The following is a 26,405-nucleotide window of genomic DNA, read 5'->3' as shown; positions in this document are numbered from 1 at the left end:
AGCCCACGAGAGAAGGAGAAGGAACATGAGTTATATTGTAAATACGACACATCTGACGAAGCAGTTCGAGGGGAAAGAAGTTGTCTCCAATGTGAATATGAAGGTGAAGCAGGGGCAAATCTACGGGTTTCTGGGACCTAACGGCGCAGGCAAAACGACCATCATGAGGATGCTGCTGAATTTGGTCAAGCCCTCCAGCGGTGAGATCACGTTGTTCGGCCAGAAGCTGACGCCTACATCGTATGAGGTTTTCAAACGGATAGGAAGCATTATCGAGTACCCCGTCTTCTACGACAAGCTAACCGCACGGGAAAATCTGGAGCTGCACTGCCAGTACATGGGCCTGCACAACAGGAAGGCAATAGACGAAGCGCTGGAGCTGGTGCAGCTGACGAATGTGGATGGCAAAGCCGTCAGCCACTTCTCGCTGGGCATGAAGCAGCGGCTCGGCATCGCAAGAGCGATTGCAACGAAGCCGGAGCTGCTCATTCTCGATGAGCCTATTAACGGCCTTGACCCTGTCGGCATTAAGGAGCTGCGCGGCCTGTTCAGTCTGCTCAGCAAGCAATATGGAATGACGCTGCTGATTTCCAGCCATATTCTGGGGGAGATCGAACAGATCGCCGATACGATTGGCGTCATTAGCGGCGGGAGGCTCATCGAGGAGTGTGCTATGAACGATCTTCGAGGCCGGCATACAGTCTATGTGGAGCTCGTAACTACGAATATCAAGAAGGCCGCTTATGTGCTGGAGCATATTCTGGAGCTGTCCAATTTCAGAATCATTAACGATTCGATGATCCGCATCTATGAGACGGACCTGTCGCAAGCAGAAGTGTCCAAAACACTCATTATGAACGATATCGAGATTGAATCTATCAATAAGCGGCATACCACATTAGAGGAATATTTCTTGCAATTGATTGAAGGAGGGCAAGCGCATGCTTAAATTAATTGGACTTGAGCTGAAAAAGGGTAATTTGGGCTGGTATTGGAAGGGCGCGTTAATTGCCACTCTGGTCATAATTGTCTCCGTAGGCTTGCTGCCCTATGTGGAGGAGACGGAGAGTCAAGTGTTTTCCGATATGGCTGGCGCGTTCATGGCCATCGGCACCTTCGTCAGAGCCACCTTTATCGTGTTCGCCGCCGTCCTCGTTGCCAAATTAATTATTGATGAATACAAAAGCAAGACCATCACCGTCCTGTTCACCTATCCTATTAACCGCACCCGATTAATGCTGTCCAAAATTCTCATCATCAGCGTGGTGACCTTCCTGAGCGTGGTTATCTCCAATATTATTGTCGTGTGCGGATTCTTGATCACGAATCATTACATGCACTACGTTAGCGATCCCTTGACCGCCGATTTCCTCATTGAAGAGACGGCTAGAATGCTGCTGTACGCCGTATCTGCCGCCGGAATGGGTCTTATTCCGATCTACTTCGGTATGCGTAAAAAGTCCGTTCCGGCAACGATCGTGTCCTCCATCCTCGTTGTGGCCATCTTCAACTCCAACAATCCGGGCTTCACGCTGAGCTCCTTCATCGCTATCCCGCTTGCCGTGGCTGCCATAGGCTTTCTGTTCGCCTTCTGGTCCATCCGCAATATCGAACACCGGGATATCGCATAAACGCTCCCCGCGGGAACCATTATCGCACTGGCGCCCCGCAATTAAAAAGAGCATCTCCAGCCTGCGCTTGAACGCCGTCATGCAATGCCGCCCGCACTTGAACCCCGCGCGGAGCGGCATCACTTGGCGACACGCTCAAGGAGGAACCGGTGATGCTTTTGTTTGCCTATACCAGCTTGTCCAGCTCGCTTCTTCCGTAATAGTTGCCATACTCCTGCATCGCAAAATGATCCATCATGCCTGAAATGAAATCTACGACATTGCGCCGGCGCTCCCCATCTGTGGCGTAGACGCGGTATTCCGGCGGCAGCAGCATCAATTGCGGATTCAACCGTTCATCCGTGTACACCTCGTACAGACCGCGCAGCACCTTCTCGCCCTTCCTCTCGTAGATCAGGACGGACGGCCTGCGGTTAATGAGCTGGAATACCAGTTTTTTGAGACCCTTGGACAGCAGGCCGTACTTCGTAAACCCGAGCCGGTCGTCTCCGGGCTGGTAGCCTATGTCCCGGATTAGCGTGTTCACAATAGTGGACGTCAATTCCTTGCGGAACAGGAACGAATATTCCTCGGAGGAGTGAAGGCGCTCGCCCTTTCGCGCGAAATCTCTGCATTTGTCCACCATTTTCTCGAAGGTCTTGTAGCTGTCGCCGTAATCTTCAGTCCTGCTGAATTCGAACAGCAGCTCATCGATGGTGAACAAGCTCTGGCTCAAGCAATCCTCCAGATCATGCGCCGCATAAGCGATCTCATCCGCCAGATCCATAATCTCCATCTCGATGCTTCGCGCATCCCGTTCCGTCAGTCCACTGCGCTCCAAATGCAGCAAAATATCGTCGTAGTCCTCATCATAGATAAACTTGCTGTTGACCCCCTGCCCGTATCGCCGAAAATATTTGACAACACCAAGCTGTGTGCGGAACAGCAGGTTCATTCCCCGGTAAGCATGATGCCGCTTCTCTAATTTGCGGATGATGCGAAGCGTCTGTGCATTGCCCTCGAACCCGCCGATATCCGCAACAAGCTCGCAGAGAACGCGTTCCCCGTAATGTCCAATAGGAGGATTGCCCAGATCATGCGCAAGCGAGCAGGCTTCTACAATAAACGTATTGCCGATCTGCAGATCGGTCGCGATGCCTCTGGCAATCTGCGCCACCTCCATGCTGTGCGTCAGCCGATTGCGGAAGAACAGATTGTGGTCGATGCCCAGCAGCTGCATCTTTCCCTGCAGCCGCCGGAACGAGGAGGAATACAATACACGGGCATAATCCCGCGAATATTCCTCTCTTACGCGGCCGTCGTCATCATCAGAATGAAGCCGGAAATCCAGCTTGTCCGACCGGGCTAACGATTCCTTCACATACTCCAATGTCCGTTCATCATAGTTCATCCGCTGTTCTCACCATTCCTTGTCCAATGAGCTTCATAATCGCCTCTGCCTTCAATCGGTTGTCATCCGTATTGTGAACCACGATATCGCAATGAGACAAGCCCGCTATCTCTTCTTCATAGGACCGCAATCTGCGCTCCAGCTCCGCCTCGGATGTATGTCTCAGAATGAGACGCTGCCGGCACTCCTCTTTGGCCGCAGAGATACCGATTATAAGCGCCTTGTCCTGCAGCAGTTCTTTGATCCGCCGGGCTCCGCGCGCTTCCATCACAATGGCGCTGGGCTCCGCTCTCTCAGCCGCGCTGTGAATGGCAGCAAGCGAGGTGCCGTAATAATTGCCCTGATACTCCGCCATCTCCAGCATTTTCTGCCCTTCATACATGAGCCCCATCTGCTCTTTGGTGGCAAAATGATAATCTTCCCCGTCTGTCTCGCCCGGCCTTGGCGCACGCGATGTCCAGGTGATGATCCGGGGCAAGCCCAGTATGGCTTGCAGCGTGCTTTTTCCCGATCCGCTGGGACCTTGAAAAACAACCAGTTTAAAGGACATTTCCAGACCCTCCGCATACCTCTAATGATCCTCTTTCTCACACACTATCATATCTGCTGACACGACCCGCTGTCACGCGGCGATTCCGTGATTCAGTGTACCGTCTGCCTGCTGCTGCTGCGGCGGAACGTACCTTGCTGTTCCCCTTCTCCCGATAGGGGACTGCGGACTATGCCGCGATGGCCGGTTGCCAGCGGGGAGCTGCGGATTTTGCGGATTACAGCGAATTCCTGCGTAACAACAGGCTTTATCTCATTTTGGCATGCTGAAGAACGAATGCCTGCTAAAGTGCAGGCTTTTCGCCTCATTTGCCCCTATCTGCTAATTACGCGTGACTATTCCTGCATCTTCGCAGGCTTTTTGCCTGATGGAGCTCCTTTTGGCCAAAATTCCTGCGCTTTCGCAGGCATTTTGCCTGATGAAGCTCCTGCGTTTTCGCAGGCATTTTGCCTGATGAAGCTCCTGCGCTTTCGCAGGCTCTCCACTCTAACCGCCGCCTTTCTAGCTGCAAGAGCGGATTCCATCCGCTAAACCGCCTCTCAGTGTCACATCTGCTCCTTCACAGCTTGTCCAATAATTCCAATGCCTTTAACAATATCCGCATCGGCAACGCGAGAGAAGCCAAGCCGCATCGTATTTCCCCCGCCGCCATCGGTATAGAAGATCGTTCCAGGGGTGAAGATAACCCCTCTCTCTCGGCAGATGTTCAACAACTGCCTCGTATCGAAGCCGTTTTCGAACGCGAGGAACAGATGCAGCCCGCCGTCCCCCGAGAGGTCGCGGAACGGTATGTCCGCTTGGCAGCACTGAACAGCTAGTTCGTATTTTCGCTTATATTCGGACTTTGCCCGTTTGAGATATTTCTCGAAATAGCCATTATGAAGATACTGATAGAGGACGGACTGATCCAGCGTAGACGTATGGATGCTTCGCGCCCGCTTGACGCTCACCAGATAATCAATCAACTCTTTGTCCGCCAATACCCAACCTACCCGCAGACCGGGGAACAGAATCTTGGAATAGCTGCCGACGTAGACAATACTGTTGCCGCCGCCGCTAGCAATTAACGGGGCCACATGTGCACCGGAATATCTTAATTCCTCGTTGAATCCGTCCTCCAGAATCGGAACCTGATGACGTGACATCAGCTCGATGACAGCCCTTCTTTTCTCGGGAGACATGACAATTCCTGTCGGGTTCTGATAGGAGGGCACTAGATAGGCCAAATCGTACCGCTCCCGGGACAATGCCTGCTCCAGCTTCTGCAAACTGATGCCGCCTGCCTCCATGTCTATGCCGGTAATGCTGAAGCCATGCAGCTTGAAATTTTTGATTGCTGTATGGTGAGTGGGATTCTCGCACAGAATGCGGCCGCTGTTCTTGGTTAATACCGATAACAGAATATCCAGCCCTTCTGTAAAGCCGTTCGTAATGAGAATGTCCTTGCCCGCCATATCGACACCCTTGTTCTCCATATCATGCATCAAATAATCGATGAGAGGCTTATAGCCTTTGGCATAACCATAATTCAAGAGGACCTCGCCCTCAAGCGACATCCGATCCAGAAATGCTCTGCGAAAATTATCTATATCAAACAGCTTCTCGTCCGGTGCGATGCTTGTGAACGAGATCATCCCCTGTGACGAGCGTATACCCCGCTTCATCAAATCCTGCTCCTCGGCTATACGCGCATGATCATTCATTTGCTGCTTCCAATCCACCTGCCACCGTTGCCCGGCATCCGCGACGCTGCCTGCCGCTTGAGCAACATAATTCCCTTTCCCCTTCAAGACATAGATAAGCCCTTCTTCCTCCAAATCAGAATAAGCCATTACCACCGTATTGCGGCTGACGTTCAATAAGGAGCTCAATTCGCGCGTGGACGGAAGCCGCTGGTTGCTCTGCAGACCGCCCTTGGTGATCAGCCGTTTCATATAGTCCTTCACCTGAATGGAGACCGGACGGTCATCCATAAGCTTGAAGTCAGTAAACATCCTGCATCCCCCCAGAGCTTATCATGTCATAAAATAAAGCTTATTAAAAGATCCACAGGACGCTCCCTTTGCTCCCGGCACGCGCTGGGGCGCTGCATGTAAGCCCGCCTTTGAGGTGCAATTACAGCAGAGTTGCATGGCTGCTGCCTGGCGTCCGCCATTCATGTCGCTTGCAGCCAGGCTTGCCGGCTACAGACTTCCATTCTAGCTCTAGTGGCTGCCCGGCACCCAACTGACTTATCACTGTAGGCCCTTTGGGATTGAAGGTGGTTGGCTAATGGAAGTAGAATTGTTATTTAGAAGGTAGCGGCCTTTAGGCATCACTCTTGTCAGGCTCGAAAAGCGTCAATATCCGACGCCCAGCAGAAACAGACGAAAGTATCCTTCCTGAAATTTATAATCAATTATTGACGAATCGAAAAAATAATAGTATAAAAGAGGTAGAATATGTTATCCATTGATAAACAAATGTTGTTTTTGCTTACTCGCGTACCAAGCATTACTGTCCAGCGGTTCATTGAGATCTACACGGCACGTGGCTATTCGCAGCAATCTGTTCGCAATGTGCTGTCACGGCTTAAAGGGCTTGGCTATATCGAAACAGTAGAACGCTCGAACTACGCCATTACCGACCATGGACGGCGCACATTATCCGCAATCGCGGGCAAAGGCTTCCTTTACGGGGCGGAATGGGATGGACAGTGGCAGCTCGTCACCTTTGAAATTCCCGATTCCGAACGATCCAAACGCTATCAGCTGCGCAACAGTCTGATCAATCTGGGTTTTGCCCCTTTGTACAAGAACACCTTCATTTCACCATGGAATTATGTCGATGAGGTGAATCGGCTGACAGTCAATCTGGAGCTTCAGTCCAATATCACGCAGATGAAGGGATCGTTCCAGCACTTTGCCATCACTCGCGAGCTTGCAGCCAAGATGTGGAATCTGGACAACATCCGCGCCATTCAAAAAGAGAAAATACTATGGTTCTACAATGAGTATATGCCTGCCGTAGAAAAGCTCAAGGAGGAAGGCAATGCCCTGCAGCTGTTCATCCGGTACTTGGAGCTGGGCGAATCCATGAGTGAATATATCATTCTGGACCCCATGCTTCCGGCCGAGCTGCTGCCCCCTGATTGGCAGGGCCAACAAGTTCTGGAACTGTTCTACCGCAACTTTTCCACCTTGTATCATTGCATTCCCGAAGACGCTTATTACTACGCTTTTATGAAGGACGAATAATGCTGTAAGGAGGTGATATTATGCAAATTGGAAAAGGCGTGCACCTAGCTCGGCATATGGCACTAATACTGCTCATAGCAGCGGTCGGATTTATACTTGCTGGCTGCTCTGGCAATTCATCAGAATCTGCCGGGACTATGACTAATGAGCCTTTCGCAATCACCTCAACCGCCTTCAAAGACAGCGGCCGGATCGATATTAAGCATACGAACGATAATGACAATATTAGCGTTCCTCTCGCTTGGTCGAACACGCCAGAGGGAACCAAATCCATAGCCCTAGTGATGGTGGATCTTCATCCGATCGCCGATGAATGGGTGCACTGGATTATAGTGGACATACCAGCTGACGCCAAGTCGCTGGCTGAAGGCTCATCCCGTACAGACGGGCTGCCCGGCGGGAGCAAGGAGCTCAAAAATTCATTCAACACGATTGGCTACGGCGGCCCTCAGCCACCAGCAGGCTCTGGCGACCACGAATATAAATTTATCGCCTATGCGCTGAATGTTGAGCAGTTGGATGTACCCGAGCAAATCAGCTATGACGATTTTCAAAAGCTGGCAGCAGAGCATGTCATTGATAAAGCCGAAATTAGCGGCTTCTATGAGAATAAATAAGCTGTACGCATGAGGCTGCCATAAGCAGCCTCCCAGCGTAGAGCAAGCCTTTTGTTTCGATATATGATGGATGAGATCCCTGCTACTGCTTAGCAAGGGTTGCTTCATGCTGCCCAAAAACCGAGGAGGATACCCCACAGATGCCCAAGCTTAGATTCCTATTCCTTGCAGTTGTTGTGCTTGCAATTACCGCTGGCTGTGCCAGCAAGGAAAATAAATCTGAAACGGCCCCGACAGCTAATGTACAAAATGAAACCCCTGCGGAGCCGAACAATGAGACAGCGGCAGAGGAGCCGCCAGTAGAGGACCCGATTCCGCCAGACACGACAACGTTAGCGAATACTTCCGGCAAAACATTATTTAGGAGCATCACGAGTAACAAGAACGGTGATGGACATGCCTCAATCGGCATCGTCTCCAAAGGCGGAACTGTCATCGCCGCCGACCCTAATACAATGGCTACCGATACGACAGGACTGATCAAGGCCGACATCATCACAGTTACTCATAATCATTCCGATCACACCGACGAAGCATATATTGAAGCGAACAAGCTGGCTGGGGAAGTCAAATATTCGGAGTACGCCTTGGAGACGTTCACAGTAAAAGATGTAACGGTAACAGGGATTTCATCCGGACATTCCGCTATCTTTTCCCCGGATGCCCCATCCAATGTAATCTATGTCTATGAGGTGGATGGCTTAAGAGTTGCGCATATGGGCGATGTAGCCCAAAACGAGCTGACGGAAGAACAGATCGGGCAGATCGGCAAGCTGGATATCGCCTTCCTGCCATTCTCGGATGTAACTGAAAATGGGTTCACCCCTGCGAAGACGGTCAAAATTTTGCAACAGCTGCAGCCGAAGATCGCGTCCCCTCTTCATTACACGCCGGAAGCTGCCGAGGTTATTCTGCAGGAGCTAGGCATTACAGAGCGCAGCGAGACAGATGTGCTCACAGTGGATAAAGCCGATCTGGACAAGATCAAAGGAACATCTTACGTTTTCTTGAAATAGTCGGTTTAAACGATGGCTGCGGGTGGATTGTACTACTCGGCAGGGTACATGCATCTCCTAGCACGAGGTGTGGAGATGCCCTTGCAGGGCCCGAGATCGGGCGTAGAAAAGCTGTGGTCGGGAACAGCGGCGCGAAGTGTCTTCGCAGCAGACACTAGGTCAGCCTGGAAGTCGGGAACAGCGGAGCCTAGATCGGCCCCTAGGTGTCAGGAACAGCGGAGCCTAGATCCGCTCCGAGGTTAGGCACAGCGGAGCAGAGTGTCGACCCGAGATCCGCCCTAGGTCGGCCTGGGCAGAGCAGAGAGCAGCAATCCTGCGAAAGTGCAGGAATTTCGTTGAAAAGGACCCGTAAGCGTCACAATGCCTGCTAGAATGCAGGCATTTGAGGCAGAATGGGCCGACTAGCGGCAAATAAGACGAAATGCCTGCACTTACGCAGGTATTTCGTCTTTAGTAGGCTGGAATGAGAAAAAGCATGCCTTAATGCAGGAATGTTGGCCAATTATGGAATTACACCCTCCCTGATTAAGCGGGAATTGCAGCCGCTCGAACAGAGTTGCCTCACGAACTGCCTGTTGCTTCTCGTGCCACCTGCTGCTTCTCGAGCCGCCTCTTGCCTCACGAGCCGCCTGCTGCTTCTCGAGCCACCTCTTGCCTCACGAACTGCCTGCTGCTTCACGAGCCACCTCTTGCCTCACGATCCGCCTGCTGCTTCACAAGCTGCCTCTTAAAGCTCAGCTTTCAATTCCACTTTGAGCGTGATGGCAGCCAAAATGAAGAAGCCCCCATGCCATGTGGTTTTGGAGGCTTCTTCACTCTGGCTGCTGTATCTGCTTATTGGATCTGGCTCTCGAACAATTGGTCACGTTGATTCATCTTCGCGATCCATGCGAGCAAGCCGAGATTCACTCCCATCAGAACTGCCCCGATAATCCCCATAATGGCCAGACTGATAAGCAGCACACCTGTTGCTTGTCCGATCAGCAGCCCGACAATCGGCAGCACAATAACACCGGCAACCTGCTGCGCTTCCTGAAAGCTCTTGGATCTGGCGGATACTAATACACTGAAGAGAATTGCCGTCAGCGTGAACGCAGGAATAACCCATAGCATAAGCACGATCCAATTCATACTTGGAAATACGAGATGCTGAAACAGAGGGTATGCCAGTAGATTCACCACTATTCCGCAGAGCAGGAAACTTCCGAGAGCAGCCGCATAAGAAGGGATAAACGAAGCGAGCAACTTGCCTGCGAAAAGGTCCCGAATCGACAGCGGGGCAAGCATCAGGCTCTCCAGCGTCCTGCTCTCCTTTTCACCAACGAAGCTGTTGACTGCGATCATCATCGCATTGGTCACGGGAATCAGCATAAACAACGGCGGGAGCATGAAGTTCACAATGAAAGATATAAGCTTCTGATGTATGGTCAGGGGCCCTCCCACTCCCTCGAATGGGATCTCATCAATCAGCTTCAGCAGTCCCATTCCTCCATTCATGTCCTCCATTGAGATGGAACGACCGACAAGAATCGCCGCAGCCGGAATGATAACCCCCATAATAAGAGGCAAAATGATCAGCCCGATCCACACTTTGCTCGATTTCCAGATCAGCTTCATATCCTTGGAGGCAATGGCCATAACATGCTTACGATTCATCGGAGCGCCTCCTCACTTCGAAATAGAGCGCCTCCAGATTATTATTCATAATCTGTGCCGAATGCACCCATGACTCGCTCAGTATGGAGCGGAGCAGCTCCGGTATATGCCCTTTGGACGGAAGTCTGAATTGCAGCTTGTTCTCGCCTACAACCGTATAGGAATATCCAGCCGCTTCATTGTCGGAAGTCCTAAGTCCTGTATCCACATGCAAAATAACTTCGTCCACATATCTGGCATCAAGCTCCGAAAGCGTGCCACGTTCGATAATCCGCCCCTTCTCCAGAAATACATAGGAGCTGCACACCTCCTCCAGTTGGTACAGGATATGCGAGCAGATTAGTATCGTCGTGCCCTGTTCCTTATTGAGTGTGCGCAAGTAACCAATGACATCCTGAATTCCATCGGGATCCAGACCATTGGTCGGCTCATCCAGGAATAGCAATGCGGGATCGTGCAGCACCGCTTTGGCAATCGCGAGCCGTTTCTTCATACCGGTACTGTAAACGCCAACCGGCTTATCGCTGTACTTATCCAGTCCAAGCAGTTCAAGCAGCCATTCGATACGGCTCCGATCCTCACAATTGTACAGCTTGGCGAAGAAAAGCAAATTTTCCCTTCCGCTCATCTCCGGATACAAGCCGGCACTCTCCGTTACTACGCCAACGATCTTGCGGATGTCGTTCCCGTTAGTATGCGGGTCAAGTCCATCTACCCGGATCGTCCCTGAATCCGCCGAAATGACACCGTTCAGCAGGCGGATTATGGTCGTCTTGCCCGCTCCGTTAGGACCGAGCAGGCCGACGACTTCCCCTCTGTCTGCGTTGAAGGATACGTTCCGAAGGATCTCCTTGCCTTGAAAGCTCTTCGCGACCTCTTCGACATGAATCATAGTCTGCCCCCCTTTTGATGGGAACTGTTCTCTATTTGGAACTGCTCTTCCCTATCCAGTCAGCTATATCCTTAATAATGGCAGCAGAAACGTTCGCCGGATTGTTATATTCCATACCAACCGACAGACCGTCATATTCCACAAGCAGATGATTCACCTTCGGGTAGGAAAGATACGATACATCGGTCCGGCTCTTCAATGCTTCCTTCCAGCCCTCATACTGCTTCATCGATACCTGCCAGTCATTCTCTCCCTGCAGCACCAGCATCGGCTTTGTTTGTCCCTGTGCAATTTCTGCCGGAATGTAATCCCGCTGCTCAAACCACCAATAAGCAGGCGGAACCGGGAAATTCTGCGGCAGGTTATCCTTCGAATAGCGGCTGTCCTGCACCAGCTCAGCGATGCCCTTCCACGTTGCCGCCGCCCCCTTCTGCGCCGCTATCGTCGCTTCCGGCGCTCCCAATTGCTGCAGCCGCTCCAGTGCATTGTTCTGCTGCTCAATCAATACATCCGTCATCTGCTCGCTGGGTGCAGACAACAGGATCGCTCCAGCAATATCCTTCGCGCTATCATCAGCCAGAATCATCGGCATCACATATCCGCCTTGGCTGTGGCCTGCGATATAGATACGGGAAGGATCAATCCCCGGTTTATTTTTCACTAATTGTATGGCTTGGATGACATCATCGACCGATTCATTCTTGATCGTGAACTTCGGCTGTGTGGATACTTTAAAAGGATGCTCCCTGGTTACTTTGTCATAACGCAATACCGCGATGTTATGCGAAGCCAGTCCTGCTGCAATATCCTTGAATACCTTCGTGCCTCCGATTGTCGAATCACGATCATTCGGGCCGGAGCCGTGGACAAGTATCACGACAGGATGCAGACCCTCCCCCTTAGGCATTGTTAATGTTCCCGGGAGAGCAAATATCCCTTCTCCTATGGCGACTTCTTGTTCCGTATAATTATTCAGGTCATAGGCCGGCTTGGAATAAGCTGCTGCTATACTTGCCGGCTTGATGGACAGATCGTCAATGCGGCCGTTGGCATCGAATCGAATCGTGAAATCAGCCGATGCACCTTTCGTTTCGTAAGTCATCTCCACATTCGTGTGTACGGCATTGACCTTAATTTTCGCAGACTTCTGCATGAGTGGCTGTCCGACAGCACTCTGTATTTGTTGAGCCAACAGTGTGAGGACGGATTCCGGCAGAGCTTTCTTCAGCTCGTCATTCATCAGCGCCGCGGCCTTGCCGTTCTGGCCATTGAATAGATGGTAAATATAAGCACCAGCCAAACCAATATAATCATCCTTCTCGAAGCTTGCTGCTCCGGCAGCAGCATTCCACTGGACATCCGTTCCAAATGCGGCGTTGATGAATGCCAGCGGCACCATCACTTTGCTGTCTTTGATCGCGACTGGCTGCCCTGCATTAGCCGGCTTCCCATTGATGACAGCCTGCGCCTTGCCAACTGTTACTACAACGATAACTTCACCACGTGCGATTGTTGCTGCCCGGCTTTTCGCATCCCATTTCACCTTGGCGCCTAGTGATTCCGCTACGGCTTTAGCGGGAACCATTACTTGCTTCGCCTGCACAGCAGGGGCGTTATAGCTGACAGACACAGAGCCTTGCGCCTCCGCACCGGGCACTGTATGCTGGACTGCGCCAGCAACTGTAGGCATCGACAAAAGCACGGCTAAGGAAGTTCCGACTACTGCTTTGCTAATCGTTTTAGATGGACGTTTCAACGGATGATCTCTCCTTCAATAATAGTCGTGTGATCAATCATTGTTTAATTGTTTGTTGTATGACGGCCAAGCCATGTAATATGTTCAATCATGCGAAAAATATTTTTGAACGATTGTTATGAAGCTATCTGTTCCAACATGCAAACCGAGCTCTATCGAAACTGATGATGAATAGGATGGCGCGGGGGATTCTTCTATACATGTTCGTATTGGCTTGCAACACAAAAAAGCAAACGGGCATCGATAAGAAACCGACACACGTTTGCTTGCTTCAAGCTAACTATAAAGCCGCATGGAGAGCTTCTGGCTTAAAACTCAAAGCAGCTATAGCTAAAGGTCCCATACTCATATCCTCTATACAGCACCTTGGGCTTCGAAGCCGCAGGATCCGAGCTCCCCATTGCATGGAACAATGGCACGAAATGCTCTGCTCTCGGCACAGCCCTTGATGCGTAAGGAGCGAGCCGGTCATATTGCACAAGCGAGTCCACGTCCCGCTGCTCCACCTTGTCAACGATCCAGTCGTCGAACTCGACCGCCCACTGCTCCGGATGCTGCTGGCCCATCTTTATATAATTAAAATTATGCACTGTCGTGCCACTGCCGATGACAAGAATGTTATCCGCCCCTAAACCGCGAATGGCTTCGCCGATTCGATACTGCTCTTCATTCGGCAAAAATGGATTCACCGACACACTCACTACGGGGATATTGGCATCAGGATACATATGCTTCAGAAATATCCATGAGCCATGGTCTAGCCCGCGCTTACTGTCTCTCTCCGTCGGGATGCCCGCCTTCTGGAACAGTCCCTCGATCCTTTCCGCCAGCTTCGGCGACCCAGGCGCCGGGTAAGTAATCTGATATAGCGCATCCGGGAATCCGTAGAAATCATATATCGTCTCTAGCGGCCCTTCAGCAAAGGAGATCGTTGTTACCCCCTCCTCCCAATGCGCGCTGAACATAACGATTGCCTGGGGAGTAAAACGCTGTCCCGTCTCCTTAAGAAATCGGGTGTAGTCTGTCTCCACTAGAGCTAAAGTCGGTGCTCCATGGTTAATAAATAATGATGGCAGCATGCGTGCTCCTCCTGTTCATAAGGACGGTATAATTTAGTTCATTTACTTTTTTTATAGTTAATTACTAGCGATGCAAATCTTTATCACTTACTTTATGTAACTAAGATTATATTATTCATTTGATTAAGTCAAGTTATTAAATTAAGTTTGGTTAGATTGTCTATTTGAGGGTAAAGGGCTATAATATGAACAGAAGAATGAGGTGATAACGATGGAACAGTCACAATTATGCCCTCGATTTGAGAAAGCGTTGGAAATTCTAAGCAAGCGATGGACAGCCAAGATTGTCTACCAGCTGCAATCCGGTCCTCAGCGCTTTGTCTGGATTGAGAACTCCCTGCCGAACTTGAGCGGTAAAGTGCTTTCCGAGCGGCTGAAGGAATTGGAAGCGGAGGGAATCATCCAACGAGATGTCTATCCCGAAACGCCAGTGCGGATTGAATATCAATTAACGGACAAAGGGAAAGCCTTTGCGCCTTTATTCAAAGAAATCAGCAGCTGGGCCGAGCAATGGGTCGAGCTTCCGCCAACCCCCGAAGAATAATAAAGAACGCCGCTTGGCGTTCTTCCAGAGTGCCTGGAAATCCGGTGATGGATTTTCAGGCACTATTTTAGTTTGAGCGCCGCATCCCTAATCCCGCCCGCCAAAGTCGGCCACACTGGCCTCAATCCCGCTCTGTAAGCGGGTTTTTCCCCGTTTCGGGCTATGTTCGCGGGGGCGGGGTCTGCTGTAAGCCGATTTTTCCCGCTCTCAGCCAGCTAACCCACTTGCTCTGGCCTCAATCCCACTCTGTAAGCGGGTTTTTCCCGTTTCAGGTCATGTTCGCGGGGGCAGGGATCTGCTTGTAAGCCGATTTTTCCCGCTCTCAGCTCGCTAACCCACTCGCTCTGGCCTCAATCTCGCTCTGTAAGCGGGTTTTTCCCCGTTTGGGGCCATGTTCGCGGGGGGGCGGGATCTGCTGTAAGCCGATTTTTCCCGCTCTCAGCCAGCTAACCCACTCGCTCTGGCCCCATTCCCGCTCTGTAAGTGGGTTTTCCCTCGTTTCGGGCCATGTTCGCGGGGCGGGGTCTGCTGTAAGCCGATTTTTCCCGCTCTCAGCTCGCTAGACCGCCCATGCCTGCCTATACCCGCCGCAATCCGCTGTAAGCGAGCTATTCCGCTATTCCGCTATTGCGCTATTGCGCTATTGCGCTTTTCCGCTTTTCCGCTTTCTGCGTTTCTGCGTTTCTGCGTTTCTGCGTTTCCGCGTTTCTGCTATTCCGCGTTTCCGCGCTCACAGAACAGCCGTCTCTAGCGGCTCCAATATGCCCTTTTCCAGGCATGTCTGCAGGGCCAATATTTTCACGCCGGATTCACAGCGAACATGAACTCGATCCCCGGTCAGCCCGACAATCTCGCCTTCGCCGAACACTCGGTGCATCACCAACCGGCCCACGACCAATCCATCCCGGCTTCTAATCGCATTGGGATTGTACGCAGCCGCTGCTGCCGGCTCATGTCCGGACACGCTGGCTGCCGCCTTGCCGATCCCTTCCGTCGTCGTCACTCCTGCAGGAGGATGGAGAATATGCCGGACAGCCCCTACGAAGGGCGACTCCTTCACCTTTTTGCCATCGCGCTCCTTGTAAGTGACCAGCTCCAGCTCCAGCTTCGCCCTCGTCATTCCGACATAGAACAAGCGGACGGCTTCCTCCATGAGTGTCTCGTTTCCTTTGTCACTATCGCTTGACGAAGGTATAACGCCATCAATCAAATCCACCATATAGACCTGCTCGAACTCCAGCCCCTTGGCGCTATGCAGCGTCGAGAACGTGACTGCATTCTGGTTCTTGTTCAGCTTGGATCGCCGCAACAGAGATTCCAGATACTTCAGACGCCCCGCGAATTCCTCCATCGTCTCCAGCGTTGCAGCAATTTCTCCCAGCGTGTTCAGAATGCCAATCAAATATTCCTTATTGAATCCCAGCCGCTCACTCATCTTGTCAATCGCCTTCTCGTAGCCAAGACGGCCCCGAATAACCCCGATCGCTTCATGGGGCGGCATGCCCTTCATCTGCTGGAACGTCTCCTTGCACTCCTGCAGCTGCTTGCCTTGGTAATCCTGCAATTGAACAAAATTCAACAGATTGTCAAAGACGGATTCATTATTGTTGATTTCCTTCAGCACCGCGATCTGATGCTTCGTTATATATCCGTGAAGCTTGGTATGGATCGCTTCCAAAATATCCACCCGCTTGTCCGTAAAGGACATCCGCATAAAGTTCAAAATATCCTCCACCACCCAGTGGGAGAAAAAGCGGTTGTCCACATCCTTCATATAGAAAGGAATGCCCGCACGGTCAAATTCGTTCATGAGCACGATGGAGGACGAATTGTTCCGGTACAGAATCGCCGCATCACGGAGGTTCTCAATCCCCCGGATCTGCTCTGCCAAATATTTGGCCTGTACCAGATTGTCCTCCAGCGTCACGAAACGAATCGGCCCATGAGACGGATTGGCGGTGAACATATTTTTATCATACCGGTTCTTGTTGCGTTTGATGAACTGGTTGGAAACCTCGACAATATCTTTGGAGGAACGGTAATTCTGCTCCATGAACAGAATGCTTGCAGCCGGGTATACCGCTTTGAAATCCAGCAAATACTGCGGCTCCGCAGCCCGCCATGTGTAGATGCTCTGATCATCATCAGCTACAACACAGAGATTGCCATGCACCTGAACCAGCTTCTCGATAATGGCATGCTGAACCATCGACGTATCCTGGCTCTCATCGGTCAGAACATAATCATACCTCTGCCGATACTTGTGAAGAAGCCTCTCATCCGCAGCCAATGCTTCATTCGCTATCGTCAGCATATCATCATAATCCACCAGCAGCTTTGCAGCGCCTGACCGTTTGAACAGCTCGTATTCACGCAAAATACGCTCCGCACGCGGCACCTCGCATTTGACCGACGCCCACTGCTCCTCGGGAATGAGCTTGTTCTTAATGTAGCTGATATACGTACAGAGCGACTCCATCCCCTCCTCCGTGGGATTGTCGCCATTGATCGTTGTGAATAATCTGCGCAAAATAAGCTTCTTATGCAGCGGCGGATGGTCGGAATCGAAGCCCACCTGGCCTTGCGCCAGCCCCTGCTCCTGCTCCTGTTCCTCAACATCAATAGCCCCCTCAATAATTTGAAAGGAGGTCCTCGTCTTATAGAAATGCTCCCGCATCATCTCGAAAGCCAGACTGTGAATGGTGGAGAAATCAACCGGAGCCAGCTCCGGGAAGAAACGCTTGAACCGCTCCCGCATATCCGTCGCCGATGCACGACTGAACGTTACCGCCTTAATACGGGCCGGATCTACCCCCTGCTCCTCGATCAAATAGCCGATTCTCATAATAATCGTGGTCGTTTTCCCCGATCCCGGTGACGCTAGCAGCAGCAGCGGCCCTTCCGTTTGGCTGACGGCCTGCTTCTGAACCTCATTCAACGCTACGCCGATCTCTTTATACTTCCGAAGAAAGAATTGCTCCAGGCTTTTCATGCTGATAATACCTCTCTTCATTCAACTGTCGCCCGCAATTGAAAATACGCTCGCTCCATGAGCTGGATACGAATTCACTCTGATCCGCGGACAGTATCCTTATTCCCCGCAAAGGATAAAATAACGATCGTGCTGACGATACACAATGTGCCTAACCACTCTTCTAATCCAAACGTTACATGCAGCCACAATACAGAGATAAACGCGGCTGTCAACGGCTCTATACTAGCCAGCAAGCTGGTCTCGGATGCACTAATATGCTTCAGGCTCTCCAGATAGGTGTAGAAAGCGATCAGCGTGCCGAATACAACGATAAACATAATGGCAAGCAACGCATTAAGCGACCATTGCCCTGCAAAATGCCACGGAGGGTGAACAAAGCTGAAGCTGACGCCCCCAATCAGCATCCCCCATCCCACAATAATAGTAGACCCCCATTTGGCCAGAAGCTTGAGGGGCTGCAGCGTGTAGAAGGCCAGCGTAACCGCGGAGCTAATGCCCCAGAATAGTGCCGCCCCCGAGATCGATAGATGCTGGAGGCTGCCATGTGTCACGAGCAGGATCGTACCTGCAAACGAAAGAACAACAGCGATGATTTCTCTGGGAGTCGGAATCCGCCGATTACGAATGGCAAAATAACAGCAAATCATAACCGGCGCCAAATATTGCAGGACTGTCGCCGTAGCAGCATTCGAATGCTGAATCGCGGCAAAATAAGTATATTGGACAGCCAGCATCCCCAGTATGCTAAACAAAAGAAGGCTTGCCACATCACGCTTGTCACGCCAGATTTGCCATGTCCGGCGCCGCTCCTTCACGAAGGCAAAACCTAACAGGATCGTTCCAGCCAGCAGCAGCCGGACAACGACCAGCCATTCCGGACTATAGCCTAGCCGCTGAAATAAATATTGAGCCACCGTTCCCGCTATCCCCCATAATGCGGCGCCAGTGAGAACGAGTATGATGCCTTTTACCCTTGATTGCGATTCAAAGCTGTTATTGGAGCCCATAATTTCTCTTACTCTCCTAATCTGCGATTCATTCAACAAAGGCTACTATCGCACAAATTCCCTCATTCAACAAGTCTATCAAAAAAATAGTCCGCCTCACGCAAACAGTGTCTTGCCTCTGCCATACAACAAAAAAATCACAGAGCAACAGCGGTTGATATACTCAACCACTGCTTCTCTATGATTTAAAAATCCAGCAGATAATAGCCGAATCCATTAATTATTCTCGTATTCTTGTATTGATGGATGCGCTGGCCCCGTCCATAATTCAAATGCTGATGTCCGTGGAGCAAATACTTAGGTGCATACTGTTCCATGAAATCGACAAAGCAGTTAAAACCCCGATGACAGAGATCCTCTCCATCTCCAAGCTGATAGGCTGGGGCATGGGTAACCAGAATATCGATTCCCTTATTTCTCCACAACTTGAATCTAAATTTGCGCAGCCTTCTTCTCATCTGGCTCTCTGTGTACTGGTAATCCCCTGAACTGTACTTGTTGCTCCCGCCCAATCCCATGATGCGTATGCCTTTATACTCAATCAGTTTGCCGTCAATGCTGACACAGCCCTCGGGCGGCTTTGACTTATATGTAGTATCATGATTGCCCGGTACGTAGAAGAGAGGAACAGGGAGCATCGTTACAAGAAAGGATAGATACTCCTGCTTCAGATCACCGCAAGAGATAATAAGCTCCACATCTTTAAACCGTTCAGGATCATAATGATCCCATATATACTTGGATTCCTCATCAGAAACAACCAATATTCTCATCATACTGCCCCTTCGCAAGCAACAAGAGTGTTAACCTGCTCAATTAATGGAATAGGATTAGTATACCAGAAATGATATACTTGGGGGGCTGTCATCCAGGCGGCGATCCATGCCACTACTTATAGCAATTCCTCAAACGAATGATAGTATACCGGATAATTGGCTCCCTGCTCGAACCCCAGCTTGTTCGCGATCGCGATAGAATCCTCCCGAAAGCTCTCTGTCGTCCAATGCGGCACGCCGCCTCTAGCAATACAGGCTTTAATGAATTGAACGGCCATCGCAGTTGCAAGGCCTTTGCCACGATATTCAGTACTGTAAGTATGAATGCCGATCTCATAATCATTACAGCTTGCAAACACGGAGATGCAAGTGCCGATCACCTCATGCCCCTTCATCACACAATATCCGATGCCCTTATCCATAAACTTCTCAATCGATTCCCAGAACTTCAGAATTTCTGTTGTTATTGTCTGCTCTGTATCCGCCTCAATAACCTTATCGTCGATTGCTCTAAGTTCGCAGCCGCTGACAGACACAACCCCCGAATCCTGGCTCCGCCTTGATTGGAACGTCTCCCTGCGAAAGGTAAAAGGAACCCGTTCTCCCCTGTTAAGCTTATTGTTGAAATAGCTCTCAATCGTCGATTGCCATTGATGATAGGCTGGAATTTCCAGATTCATTACATTTTCGCCAGCAGCGAGCGCTTCAGGCTTAATAACACGAACAATAAAACTCTCCAGCTGTTGATAAAATGCCTTGTTGCTATCATCCCCTACGAGATAGAACATCTCATTCTTCGCCCAGATGAGAGCAGCTGATGGCGATACGGCATCATCCGCATAGATTTTACCAAGGTTGGTGCCGTCAACAACGCCTTCTATAACCGGATTGATGCCTATTCCCTTTAGCAAGGGGCGGATTGCAGCATAATGCTGGATTTGCAGCTCGTTAATCATATTAAACTCCTCGCATTCTGTTCGTATATTTCCCCGCTCATTGAGGTGAGAAACATCCTAACAGAAGGCATCCAACGTACTCGTATCCGTCACCTCCTTTACCGCACACTTACTAGTGTCAGAAGAAAATAAAGTACTGCGAGAGCAAATGAAATAGGCTTATGTTCAAATTTACGAAAAATTATAACACAACTCATTAATCCAACGGGCAGCTGTGTTGAATACGTTGTTCATCAAACAACTTACTGGACAACCCATTCTCCAAGTTTTGAAGGCAGAGTGACGGAGTAAGAAGCCTGCGAATGTGCATGAATTTTGACTACAAGGCGCCATAATGGTTAAATTCCTGCGATCATGCATGAATTTTCGGAAAAATCGGCCGTTAAGGAGAAACGAAGGTGAAATACCTGCGGTCTGGCAGGCATTTCACCTTCACGGGGCCCGAATCTAGAAAATAGATGCCGTTTCGCATGTTTTGCCTGGCTCGCAGCTCGCAGCTCTTTTTTCCGTACCGAGCGTCTCCCGGCGCCTTTGAATGACGGATCGTCCTCTGGCGCGGAGTACGCCTATAATCTCCCTTCAAGCTTTCCTTCACTATATTCTCCCTGACGAAAAACGCACAGTACCAACCTTGCCTAGTACCCGTATTGTACAAAAGGTTGAAGCACCAATAGCGCCGCCTACTCCCGGTCTCACTGCAGCTCCATAACAAAAAACACCCTGTTGCTTCTCGTCAATTACGAGAAACAATCGGGTGCCGCGATAGAGCATTAATTCTGCGATCCAGCATGTACGGGCTTGTTCATAACCACCATCGACATGCATGCCTCGCTTAAATATCGAACTGCCCGTCCTCGAACAGCGTTACGAAGGAATCGACGATGTCCCAATCGAACTGCTTGCCCCGCTGCTCCACGAGATATTGGATAGAGCGCTCCACGCTCCATTTTTCCTTATAAGCTCTCTTGCTGGTCAGCGCATCGAATACATCGACGACGCTGACGATGCGTGCTTCCAGTGGAATGCCCTGCCCCTGGAGGCGGTGCGGGTATCCGGTTCCGTCCCATCTCTCATGATGATGGAGAATAATGTTTTTGGCCACGGACAGCTCGCTCTCGAACAATTCATCATCAAGCTCGGAGTAGATTTTGTCTACAATATCTACTCCGATCAGCGTATGCATTTCAATGATAGTCCGCTCATAATGGGCAAGCGGCCCAGGTTTGTAAAGGATGCCTTCCGGAATCGACGACTTCCCGATATCGTGAAGAATGCTGGAATAGGCAATACGGTTCATCTCTTCATCCGACATGCCAATGCCGAGCCTTGCATGATGCCTTGCAACAAGCTTCCCCGTCAGATCCTGCACCCGCAACAGATGCGATTCGATGCCCGGATCACGAATTTCACAGGAAATAGCCAGCACCTTCAGCAATGAACCTTGAATTTGCCTGACCCTGGCTTCATCCAGATAGTAGCCTCGGGCAAGCCGTTCCAGCTCCCGGAATACACCGACAAAGTAGACCCCCCTTCGATATTAAAGGGGGTGATCGTAATGGAGGAATGCCACAGCTCTTTATTTTGCTTGTGATTCGTGAATACACCCGACCAGGGTCGGCCGGAATGAATCGCTTTTTTCATGCTGACATAAGTTTCCGGCGGAGTAGCCGGGGTTCGCAGAACACCTGCCTTCTTGCCGACAATAATGCTTTCAGAGTACCCTGTAACCTTTTCATAGGCTTCATTGACTGCCAATATCGTATGTGTTTCATCGGTGATAATAACAGCATCAGCCAAAGACAGGAAGGTGTGCAGCTGTAAATTCATGATGTTTCCTTCTCCGATCATGTGACAGATTACGAGAATCGCTTATTCTGGATCTGGGAGTATACCTCCTCGATAATCTCAGTCTTCGTCGAGAGCATCGTTAGCTTGGTTGCGCTGATTCGACGATAAGTTGTTCTATTAATTTTACCCTCTATTAATAATTGATCAAGGCTCGGCATCCGGAATTGCTCTGTAGATACGTAGGCAATAAGCAGCTCTTCCCCTTGCTTGGGCGTTAACAGCACCCGAATGCCATTCAATTGCGGATAGATCCAGGAATCGAAATCTTCAACGATGCGGTAGCTTTCCATCTTGGCCTGTTTAATGGATGGTTGATTCGTTGGAAGCGGAATGGCATAGATCATTCGATCAAATGAAAATTTCAGATCCTTTAAGGACTTATAGCCAAAGCGCTTCATCTGCCTCTTGGCGAACATACGGAGATTCAATGAATATCCGTATCTGCTGCTTAATAGAGCAAACGCAGCAATCAGCAATAGAATTCCGGATTGCAATGCTGTTCCGATTGCACTCACGCTCCTTCCCGAAACACGACGACCTGATTCTTGCCGCTTCGCTTCGCTTCATAGAGTGCTGTATCCGCTCTGTCCTGCAGCTGCTGAATACTCATGCCATGGCGATAGGCGGCCAACCCGACACTGACCGTCACCCTCTCATCAGGCTGAGCCTTCGCATTATGAAAGGGATGCCGCTCCACCTTGGAACGAATCAGCTCGGCAACGCGCTGTGCCTCATCTCTCGATGTCTCCGGCAGCAGGACCACAAATTCTTCCCCGCCGAACCGGCATGGCACATGAAGCTTCCCAACTGAGCCCGTAATAATATCCGCAAGCTCAATCAATACCTTGTTGCCCTCCAGATGTCCATTCGTATCATTATAATGCTTGAAGAAATCAATATCCAGAATGATCAGGCTCAGCGGACTGCCCTTGCTGTCCGCCTGCACAGCAAGATTATGAAGCGTCTCCTGCATATAACGCTGATTGTACAAGCCTGTTAAACCATCTGTAATCGACATCTGCTGCGTTCGCTTGTATAACCGCGAGTTCTCAATTGCAATAGAGGCTTGAGCCGCCAGAGGAATGATGCTGTCCACTTCCTCAATATCAATCGGCTCATGGTTAATGTTGTTGTCCACGACAATGATGCCGACCGCTTTGCCCTGATTCAGCATAGGCACAACAGCGAATGAATTCATATGGAATATTTTGGACAACATGATCTGCACATAGTCTGTCGGATCGATACTGCGAACCAGATACGGCTTCTGCTCTGTAATCGCCCGTTGTATAAAATGATTGGAAGAAAGCGTAATAACGGTTGCCCTAAGCAAATCATTCAGCTCATAATCACGGACATGCGTATTATCCTTCATCGCAATGAAATCACCCAAATTCATCCGGTCGCTAACGACAGCATTCCAGATGCACATGCCTTCCTGCTCGTTCATGGAGCCGATTCCAAGCTCACCCTTCAAACGGGAATCGCTTTCATCCATCAGGAAGAGAAGCGCACGGTTAAAGCCCAAACCATATCCGGCCGTAATAGCGGTCAGAATAATATGGAGCAGCTTGCCCGGTTCCATCGTACTTTGAATGGCAATCCCAATCTCTTTGAGAATAGACAGATGTCGCGACTGCTTGTACATTTGCGTCTGCCATACTGTCTCTAAAGCCAGCTTCCTTCTCAGTTGGCGATGGAATATGGTACCTACAACACCAGTGAGCAGAAGCGTAATCAAAGGCATCGGATACCACTGGATGTCGGTTCCGCCGGAAGAGAATGCCGCAATCAGAATAACGGAGCCGCACACACCGTACCATGAGAAGCTGTAGGAGGCGAGCAGCACGAACGCTCCATATATAAATAATGAAAAATCGCCAAAATCGTTTTTCAGAATCACTTCCATAAGTGCAAACGAGCATACACAAAGCAGCAGCTTATTCCAAAATAGCGGCAAATAAAACCGTAAAAACGATCCGGCCAAAAAGAGAACAACAGCTGTAATCATTACAAGCGGGATCATTGCAGGCCTCCTAATGGGTCATTAAGAGCATATTCGACAAATTCCGAATCATTCCTTCATGATCTTGTTAAAGCTCCCATTAAAAATCATTAATACTCTAGTTCCACTGCAGTAGAAACGGCTGGCTTGACAGCGTATCGGCATATTGCATGCAGATGCGGGCTAGTTCATCCGGCTTACTCAGCATAGGCAGATGGCCCGAATCCATCACAGCGGCTTGCGCTGCTTGCAGATTCTCCATCATACGCTGCTGCATTCCGGCATTAAACTCGCGATCCTGCTTCAGCTGGACATACAGCGCATGGCGGGGAAGCTCTGAATGCCGCCGCTTATCCATGTACAGCCGTTTCGACTCCGGCACGAACGACTCTACGACTTTCGCTGCCAGCACTTCATCCAGTTCGCTGCATAATCCGCTGCGAATAGCAGCTGCAGGCGGCTTTGTGCCAGCAAGCGTGAGCATAAGTCTCAGGAACATGCCTTGGACACCGGGAAAACAGGACAGAAACGAGCCATTCGCAGCAGGAATGGCTGCGCCAAAACCGTATCCTGCCATATCCAGGCTCCCAGTCCGGCGCCATGCAGCAGTACAAAGCCAATATTTTGATTCATGATAGCACACTCCCTTATCGTCGTTGGTTATTCCAACTATACAAAAACGCCACTGACAACAGTGTGTCAGTAGCGTTTCAGCATGCTTTCAATTTCTTCACGGGCTCGTATGCGCAACGAATCGGGTGACAGAATTACGGCTCCCTCCCCCCAGCCAAGCACCCAATGGAGCACCTCCTCAGGCTTACGAACTCGGAGTGTAACGAGCAGCCCTTCCGCTGTATCCTCCATCATATCGGCATAGTAATAATTGTACTCCTTCACCTTCAGCGCCAGCTCTTGCCGGAACAGAACGCGTACGAGCGTATTGCGGTCATCAGGCGGGGCATAGGTCTGCAGGTTAAAATCCGATGGCCGGCTAAAGACTGCATCCAGCAGCTCGATATCTTTCATGCGGGTTAAGAGAAAGTGTCGGAGCTCCCGGCGCAAATGGCAGTACGCAATCAGCATCCATGCTCCCCTCACGAAAACCATTCCGTACGGATCCGCCTCCCGGCTCGTTATCCGTTCTCCATTGGCACCGGGCGCCCTTCCCTCGTAGCGAAAATAAATCGTTCGCTCCTCCACAATCGCCTGGCGCAGCAAAGCCAGTTCCTCCGCCCTCCGCCCGTTGCGCAGGGCCCCTCCTGTGATCAGCCGCATGCCAGCACGCACTTTGTCCGCTTCCTTGCGCACAGCTTCGGGCAGAATCACTTCCAGCTTGCCCCGGGAAGAGCTTGCCTTGGATCGATAAGCGGCATCGAATTGCTGCTCTATGAAATCCATGCCTAGCAGCAGAGTAACCGCTTCTTCCGCTGTGAAGCTGACAGGGGGCAGAAAGTAGCCCTCCACGAGGCAATAACCTTGACCAGGAGCGCCAATGATCGGCACTCCGGCTTCACAGAGAGCCCCAATATCGCGATAGATCGTCCGTACGCTGGTCTCGAACGTTGCAGCCAAATCCTCTGCCCGAAGCAGGGTCATACGCTGCAGTTCGAGGATAATGGCCAACTGACGATCTGTTTTGTTCATATTCGATAACAACCCCTAGACATAGATGGATTGAATAAACTGCGGAGTGCCCTCCGCCAGATTGGCCAGTAAGCGCACCTCTCGCTGCTGCCCTGCAGCATTATCTCCCATTATACAACGTTTACCCTCAGCTGCATCATCCCCTGTGCAGGTCCATCGCAAGTACTTCCTCAATAAGCGGGAACACAATTTGCTCCTCTATGCGAAGATGCTCTCGGAGCAGAATGCAGCCCTGCAGCAGGCACCGTACCGCCTCTGCCACCTTGTCGGCATCGGGCTGAGCATCCAGTTCAGTTTCTTTTTGGAGGAAGAGCCGCAAATACATGCATCCCATCTCATGATCCTTTTCCATTGTCCATATCGAGTCGTCGATCCTGTTGGAGTAGGAGCGCCGAAAGTACTCCTCTATCACCGGAATTAGACTCTCTTCCTCCCAAGCAGCATGCTGCTCCAAGGATTCCATGAAATGGCGCAGCAGCTCCTTGATGCCCTGTATTTCCTTCACAGCTGCTGCTGCATCGGCCATTCGTTCCACCTGATCAGCCGCCCACTCGATGCGCTCCATATGAAGCCGCAGTTCAACATGCTCCTTCCTGAGCTGTCCCAATATAGCTGCGAGCTGCGATGGCCCCAGCACTTCTCCCATTCGTCTATCGATTGCCTTGTGCATCAATCATCCAACCTCCTCTATACATACACTGAATATTGTCATCTCCAGCTGCCATTAACCATGACGCATAATGCTGCGGGATGCCGCCGCGCTTCCTGTACGATGGCGGAATGGAAGCGATACCACTTGCGCGGAGA

25 protein-coding genes are annotated in these 26,405 nt (G+C 50.6%); 7 read left to right on the top strand and 18 right to left on the bottom strand.

The window, feature by feature from the left end:
* Nucleotides 1-25: 25 nt before the first annotated feature.
* Both K0T92_RS16760 and K0T92_RS16755 read left to right on the top strand, forming a co-directional pair.
* Nucleotides 26-949, top strand: a complete 924-nt coding sequence (locus tag K0T92_RS16760) for an ABC transporter ATP-binding protein (protein WP_219873621.1) — start codon at nt 26-28, stop codon at nt 947-949.
* On the top strand, nt 942-1,631 hold the full coding sequence (locus K0T92_RS16755; protein ID WP_219873620.1) for an ABC transporter permease: 690 nt from the start codon (nt 942-944) through the stop codon (nt 1,629-1,631). Before K0T92_RS16760 ends, K0T92_RS16755 begins: the two co-directional genes overlap by 8 nt.
* A gap of 166 nt (nt 1,632-1,797) precedes the next feature.
* Here K0T92_RS16755 and K0T92_RS16750 read toward each other — a convergent pair whose 3' ends face one another.
* Both K0T92_RS16750 and K0T92_RS16745 read right to left on the bottom strand, forming a co-directional pair.
* Nucleotides 1,798-3,021 carry a deoxyguanosinetriphosphate triphosphohydrolase family protein gene (locus tag K0T92_RS16750; RefSeq protein WP_219873619.1) on the bottom strand — a complete coding sequence of 408 codons (1,224 nt, stop codon included), beginning with the start codon at nt 3,019-3,021 and terminating at the stop codon, nt 1,798-1,800.
* Nucleotides 3,011-3,571 carry a guanylate kinase gene (locus K0T92_RS16745; protein ID WP_219873618.1) on the bottom strand — a complete coding sequence of 187 codons (561 nt, stop codon included), beginning with the start codon at nt 3,569-3,571 and terminating at the stop codon, nt 3,011-3,013. Before K0T92_RS16745 ends, K0T92_RS16750 begins: the two co-directional genes overlap by 11 nt.
* Before the next feature lie 210 nt (nt 3,572-3,781).
* Between K0T92_RS16745 and K0T92_RS16740 the strand changes: the two genes are divergently transcribed.
* Nucleotides 3,782-4,102, top strand: a complete 321-nt coding sequence (locus tag K0T92_RS16740) for a hypothetical protein (RefSeq protein ID WP_219873617.1) — start codon at nt 3,782-3,784, stop codon at nt 4,100-4,102.
* Nucleotides 4,103-4,116: 14 nt separating this feature from the next.
* Here K0T92_RS16740 and K0T92_RS16735 read toward each other — a convergent pair whose 3' ends face one another.
* A complete protein-coding gene (locus K0T92_RS16735) occupies nt 4,117-5,565 on the bottom strand; it encodes an aminotransferase-like domain-containing protein (protein WP_219873616.1) in 1,449 nt (482 codons plus the stop codon).
* 447 nt (nt 5,566-6,012) lie between these two features.
* On the opposite strand from K0T92_RS16735, the gene K0T92_RS16730 reads away from it, so the two are divergent.
* The 3 genes from K0T92_RS16730 (at nt 6,013) to K0T92_RS16720 (ending at nt 8,440) form a co-directional block, all read left to right on the top strand.
* Nucleotides 6,013-6,807 carry a PaaX family transcriptional regulator C-terminal domain-containing protein gene (locus K0T92_RS16730; protein ID WP_219873615.1) on the top strand — a complete coding sequence of 265 codons (795 nt, stop codon included), beginning with the start codon at nt 6,013-6,015 and terminating at the stop codon, nt 6,805-6,807.
* Between the two features lie 20 nt (nt 6,808-6,827).
* Complete coding sequence (locus tag K0T92_RS16725; protein WP_219873614.1) at nt 6,828-7,424, top strand: YbhB/YbcL family Raf kinase inhibitor-like protein; 597 nt, start codon at nt 6,828-6,830, stop codon at nt 7,422-7,424.
* Nucleotides 7,425-7,564: 140 nt separating this feature from the next.
* Nucleotides 7,565-8,440 carry an MBL fold metallo-hydrolase gene (locus K0T92_RS16720; protein WP_219873613.1) on the top strand — a complete coding sequence of 292 codons (876 nt, stop codon included), beginning with the start codon at nt 7,565-7,567 and terminating at the stop codon, nt 8,438-8,440.
* A gap of 834 nt (nt 8,441-9,274) precedes the next feature.
* Here K0T92_RS16720 and K0T92_RS16715 read toward each other — a convergent pair.
* From K0T92_RS16715 to K0T92_RS16700, 4 genes are all read right to left on the bottom strand, one after another.
* Complete coding sequence (locus tag K0T92_RS16715) at nt 9,275-10,096, bottom strand: ABC transporter permease subunit (protein WP_219873612.1); 822 nt, start codon at nt 10,094-10,096, stop codon at nt 9,275-9,277.
* Nucleotides 10,086-10,988: an ABC transporter ATP-binding protein gene (locus tag K0T92_RS16710; protein ID WP_219873611.1), complete on the bottom strand. Its 903-nt coding sequence runs from the start codon at nt 10,986-10,988 to the stop codon at nt 10,086-10,088. The genes K0T92_RS16715 and K0T92_RS16710 overlap by 11 nt, the downstream gene beginning before the upstream one ends.
* 31 nt (nt 10,989-11,019) lie before the next feature.
* Nucleotides 11,020-12,744, bottom strand: coding sequence for an alpha/beta fold hydrolase (locus tag K0T92_RS16705; RefSeq protein WP_219873610.1), 1,725 nt, complete (start codon nt 12,742-12,744; stop codon nt 11,020-11,022).
* A 308-nt stretch (nt 12,745-13,052) separates the two neighbouring features.
* Nucleotides 13,053-13,823, bottom strand: a complete 771-nt coding sequence (locus tag K0T92_RS16700) for a dioxygenase family protein (protein WP_219873609.1) — start codon at nt 13,821-13,823, stop codon at nt 13,053-13,055.
* A 211-nt stretch (nt 13,824-14,034) separates the two neighbouring features.
* On the opposite strand from K0T92_RS16700, the gene K0T92_RS16695 reads away from it, so the two are divergent.
* Nucleotides 14,035-14,367 carry a winged helix-turn-helix transcriptional regulator gene (locus K0T92_RS16695; RefSeq protein ID WP_219873608.1) on the top strand — a complete coding sequence of 111 codons (333 nt, stop codon included), beginning with the start codon at nt 14,035-14,037 and terminating at the stop codon, nt 14,365-14,367.
* Between the two features lie 730 nt (nt 14,368-15,097).
* On the opposite strand, the gene K0T92_RS16690 is transcribed toward K0T92_RS16695, so the two are convergent.
* The 11 genes from K0T92_RS16690 to K0T92_RS16645 form a co-directional block, all read right to left on the bottom strand.
* Nucleotides 15,098-17,359, bottom strand: a complete 2,262-nt coding sequence (locus K0T92_RS16690) for an ATP-dependent helicase (protein ID WP_219873644.1) — start codon at nt 17,357-17,359, stop codon at nt 15,098-15,100.
* Between the two features lie 74 nt (nt 17,360-17,433).
* Entirely contained in the window at nt 17,434-18,369 is a 936-nt protein-coding gene (locus K0T92_RS16685; RefSeq protein WP_219873607.1) for a DMT family transporter, read from the bottom strand.
* A 185-nt stretch (nt 18,370-18,554) separates the two neighbouring features.
* Entirely contained in the window at nt 18,555-19,145 is a 591-nt protein-coding gene (locus K0T92_RS16680) for a metallophosphoesterase family protein (RefSeq protein WP_246628214.1), read from the bottom strand.
* Nucleotides 19,146-19,261: 116 nt separating this feature from the next.
* A complete protein-coding gene (locus K0T92_RS16675) occupies nt 19,262-20,101 on the bottom strand; it encodes a GNAT family N-acetyltransferase (protein WP_219873606.1) in 840 nt (279 codons plus the stop codon).
* Between the two features lie 832 nt (nt 20,102-20,933).
* Nucleotides 20,934-21,527: an HD-GYP domain-containing protein gene (locus tag K0T92_RS25095; RefSeq protein ID WP_343223728.1), complete on the bottom strand. Its 594-nt coding sequence runs from the start codon at nt 21,525-21,527 to the stop codon at nt 20,934-20,936.
* Nucleotides 21,528-21,529: 2 nt separating this feature from the next.
* Nucleotides 21,530-21,928, bottom strand: a complete 399-nt coding sequence (locus K0T92_RS25090; protein ID WP_246628213.1) for a PAS domain-containing protein — start codon at nt 21,926-21,928, stop codon at nt 21,530-21,532.
* A gap of 29 nt (nt 21,929-21,957) precedes the next feature.
* Nucleotides 21,958-22,464, bottom strand: coding sequence for a hypothetical protein (locus K0T92_RS16665; protein WP_219873605.1), 507 nt, complete (start codon nt 22,462-22,464; stop codon nt 21,958-21,960).
* The gene (locus K0T92_RS16660) at nt 22,461-23,975 is read right to left on the bottom strand and encodes a GGDEF domain-containing protein (protein ID WP_219873604.1); all 1,515 of its coding nucleotides are present in this window, start codon (nt 23,973-23,975) and stop codon (nt 22,461-22,463) included. Before K0T92_RS16660 ends, K0T92_RS16665 begins: the two co-directional genes overlap by 4 nt.
* A gap of 97 nt (nt 23,976-24,072) precedes the next feature.
* Entirely contained in the window at nt 24,073-24,531 is a 459-nt protein-coding gene (locus tag K0T92_RS16655; RefSeq protein WP_219873603.1) for an alpha/beta fold hydrolase, read from the bottom strand.
* Between the two features lie 122 nt (nt 24,532-24,653).
* Nucleotides 24,654-25,598 carry a helix-turn-helix transcriptional regulator gene (locus tag K0T92_RS16650; protein WP_219873602.1) on the bottom strand — a complete coding sequence of 315 codons (945 nt, stop codon included), beginning with the start codon at nt 25,596-25,598 and terminating at the stop codon, nt 24,654-24,656.
* A gap of 136 nt (nt 25,599-25,734) precedes the next feature.
* Nucleotides 25,735-26,268: a hemerythrin domain-containing protein gene (locus K0T92_RS16645; RefSeq protein ID WP_246628221.1), complete on the bottom strand. Its 534-nt coding sequence runs from the start codon at nt 26,266-26,268 to the stop codon at nt 25,735-25,737.
* Between the last annotated feature and the right edge of the window lie 137 nt (nt 26,269-26,405).

Origin of the sequence: Paenibacillus oenotherae, assembly GCF_019443105.1 — a bacterium.
Lineage (GTDB): Bacteria > Bacillota > Bacilli > Paenibacillales > Paenibacillaceae > Paenibacillus_Z > Paenibacillus_Z oenotherae.
The sequence above is the reverse complement of the archived record's forward strand: the minus strand, read 5'-3'. Positions and strand labels throughout refer to the sequence as shown.

Coding starts and splice junctions, on each gene's coding strand:
- K0T92_RS25090 (WP_246628213.1), bottom strand. CDS start 21,928: ATGAATTTACAGCTGCACACCTTCCTGTCTTTGGCTGATGCTGTTATT.
- K0T92_RS16655 (WP_219873603.1), bottom strand. CDS start 24,531: ATGGCAGGATACGGTTTTGGCGCAGCCATTCCTGCTGCGAATGGCTCG.
- K0T92_RS16645 (WP_246628221.1), bottom strand. CDS start 26,268: ATGCACAAGGCAATCGATAGACGAATGGGAGAAGTGCTGGGGCCATCG.
- K0T92_RS16660 (WP_219873604.1), bottom strand. CDS start 23,975: ATGATCCCGCTTGTAATGATTACAGCTGTTGTTCTCTTTTTGGCCGGA.
- K0T92_RS16745 (WP_219873618.1), bottom strand. CDS start 3,571: ATGTCCTTTAAACTGGTTGTTTTTCAAGGTCCCAGCGGATCGGGAAAA.
- K0T92_RS16690 (WP_219873644.1), bottom strand. CDS start 17,359: ATGAAAAGCCTGGAGCAATTCTTTCTTCGGAAGTATAAAGAGATCGGC.
- K0T92_RS16725 (WP_219873614.1), top strand. CDS start 6,828: ATGCAAATTGGAAAAGGCGTGCACCTAGCTCGGCATATGGCACTAATA.
- K0T92_RS16760 (WP_219873621.1), top strand. CDS start 26: ATGAGTTATATTGTAAATACGACACATCTGACGAAGCAGTTCGAGGGG.
- K0T92_RS16700 (WP_219873609.1), bottom strand. CDS start 13,823: ATGCTGCCATCATTATTTATTAACCATGGAGCACCGACTTTAGCTCTA.
- K0T92_RS16685 (WP_219873607.1), bottom strand. CDS start 18,369: ATGGGCTCCAATAACAGCTTTGAATCGCAATCAAGGGTAAAAGGCATC.
- K0T92_RS16735 (WP_219873616.1), bottom strand. CDS start 5,565: ATGTTTACTGACTTCAAGCTTATGGATGACCGTCCGGTCTCCATTCAG.
- K0T92_RS16750 (WP_219873619.1), bottom strand. CDS start 3,021: ATGAACTATGATGAACGGACATTGGAGTATGTGAAGGAATCGTTAGCC.
- K0T92_RS16680 (WP_246628214.1), bottom strand. CDS start 19,145: ATGATGAGAATATTGGTTGTTTCTGATGAGGAATCCAAGTATATATGG.
- K0T92_RS16695 (WP_219873608.1), top strand. CDS start 14,035: ATGGAACAGTCACAATTATGCCCTCGATTTGAGAAAGCGTTGGAAATT.
- K0T92_RS16730 (WP_219873615.1), top strand. CDS start 6,013: ATGTTATCCATTGATAAACAAATGTTGTTTTTGCTTACTCGCGTACCA.
- K0T92_RS16650 (WP_219873602.1), bottom strand. CDS start 25,598: ATGAACAAAACAGATCGTCAGTTGGCCATTATCCTCGAACTGCAGCGT.
- K0T92_RS16710 (WP_219873611.1), bottom strand. CDS start 10,988: ATGATTCATGTCGAAGAGGTCGCGAAGAGCTTTCAAGGCAAGGAGATC.
- K0T92_RS16755 (WP_219873620.1), top strand. CDS start 942: ATGCTTAAATTAATTGGACTTGAGCTGAAAAAGGGTAATTTGGGCTGG.
- K0T92_RS16675 (WP_219873606.1), bottom strand. CDS start 20,101: ATGATTAACGAGCTGCAAATCCAGCATTATGCTGCAATCCGCCCCTTG.
- K0T92_RS16715 (WP_219873612.1), bottom strand. CDS start 10,096: ATGAATCGTAAGCATGTTATGGCCATTGCCTCCAAGGATATGAAGCTG.
- K0T92_RS16720 (WP_219873613.1), top strand. CDS start 7,565: ATGCCCAAGCTTAGATTCCTATTCCTTGCAGTTGTTGTGCTTGCAATT.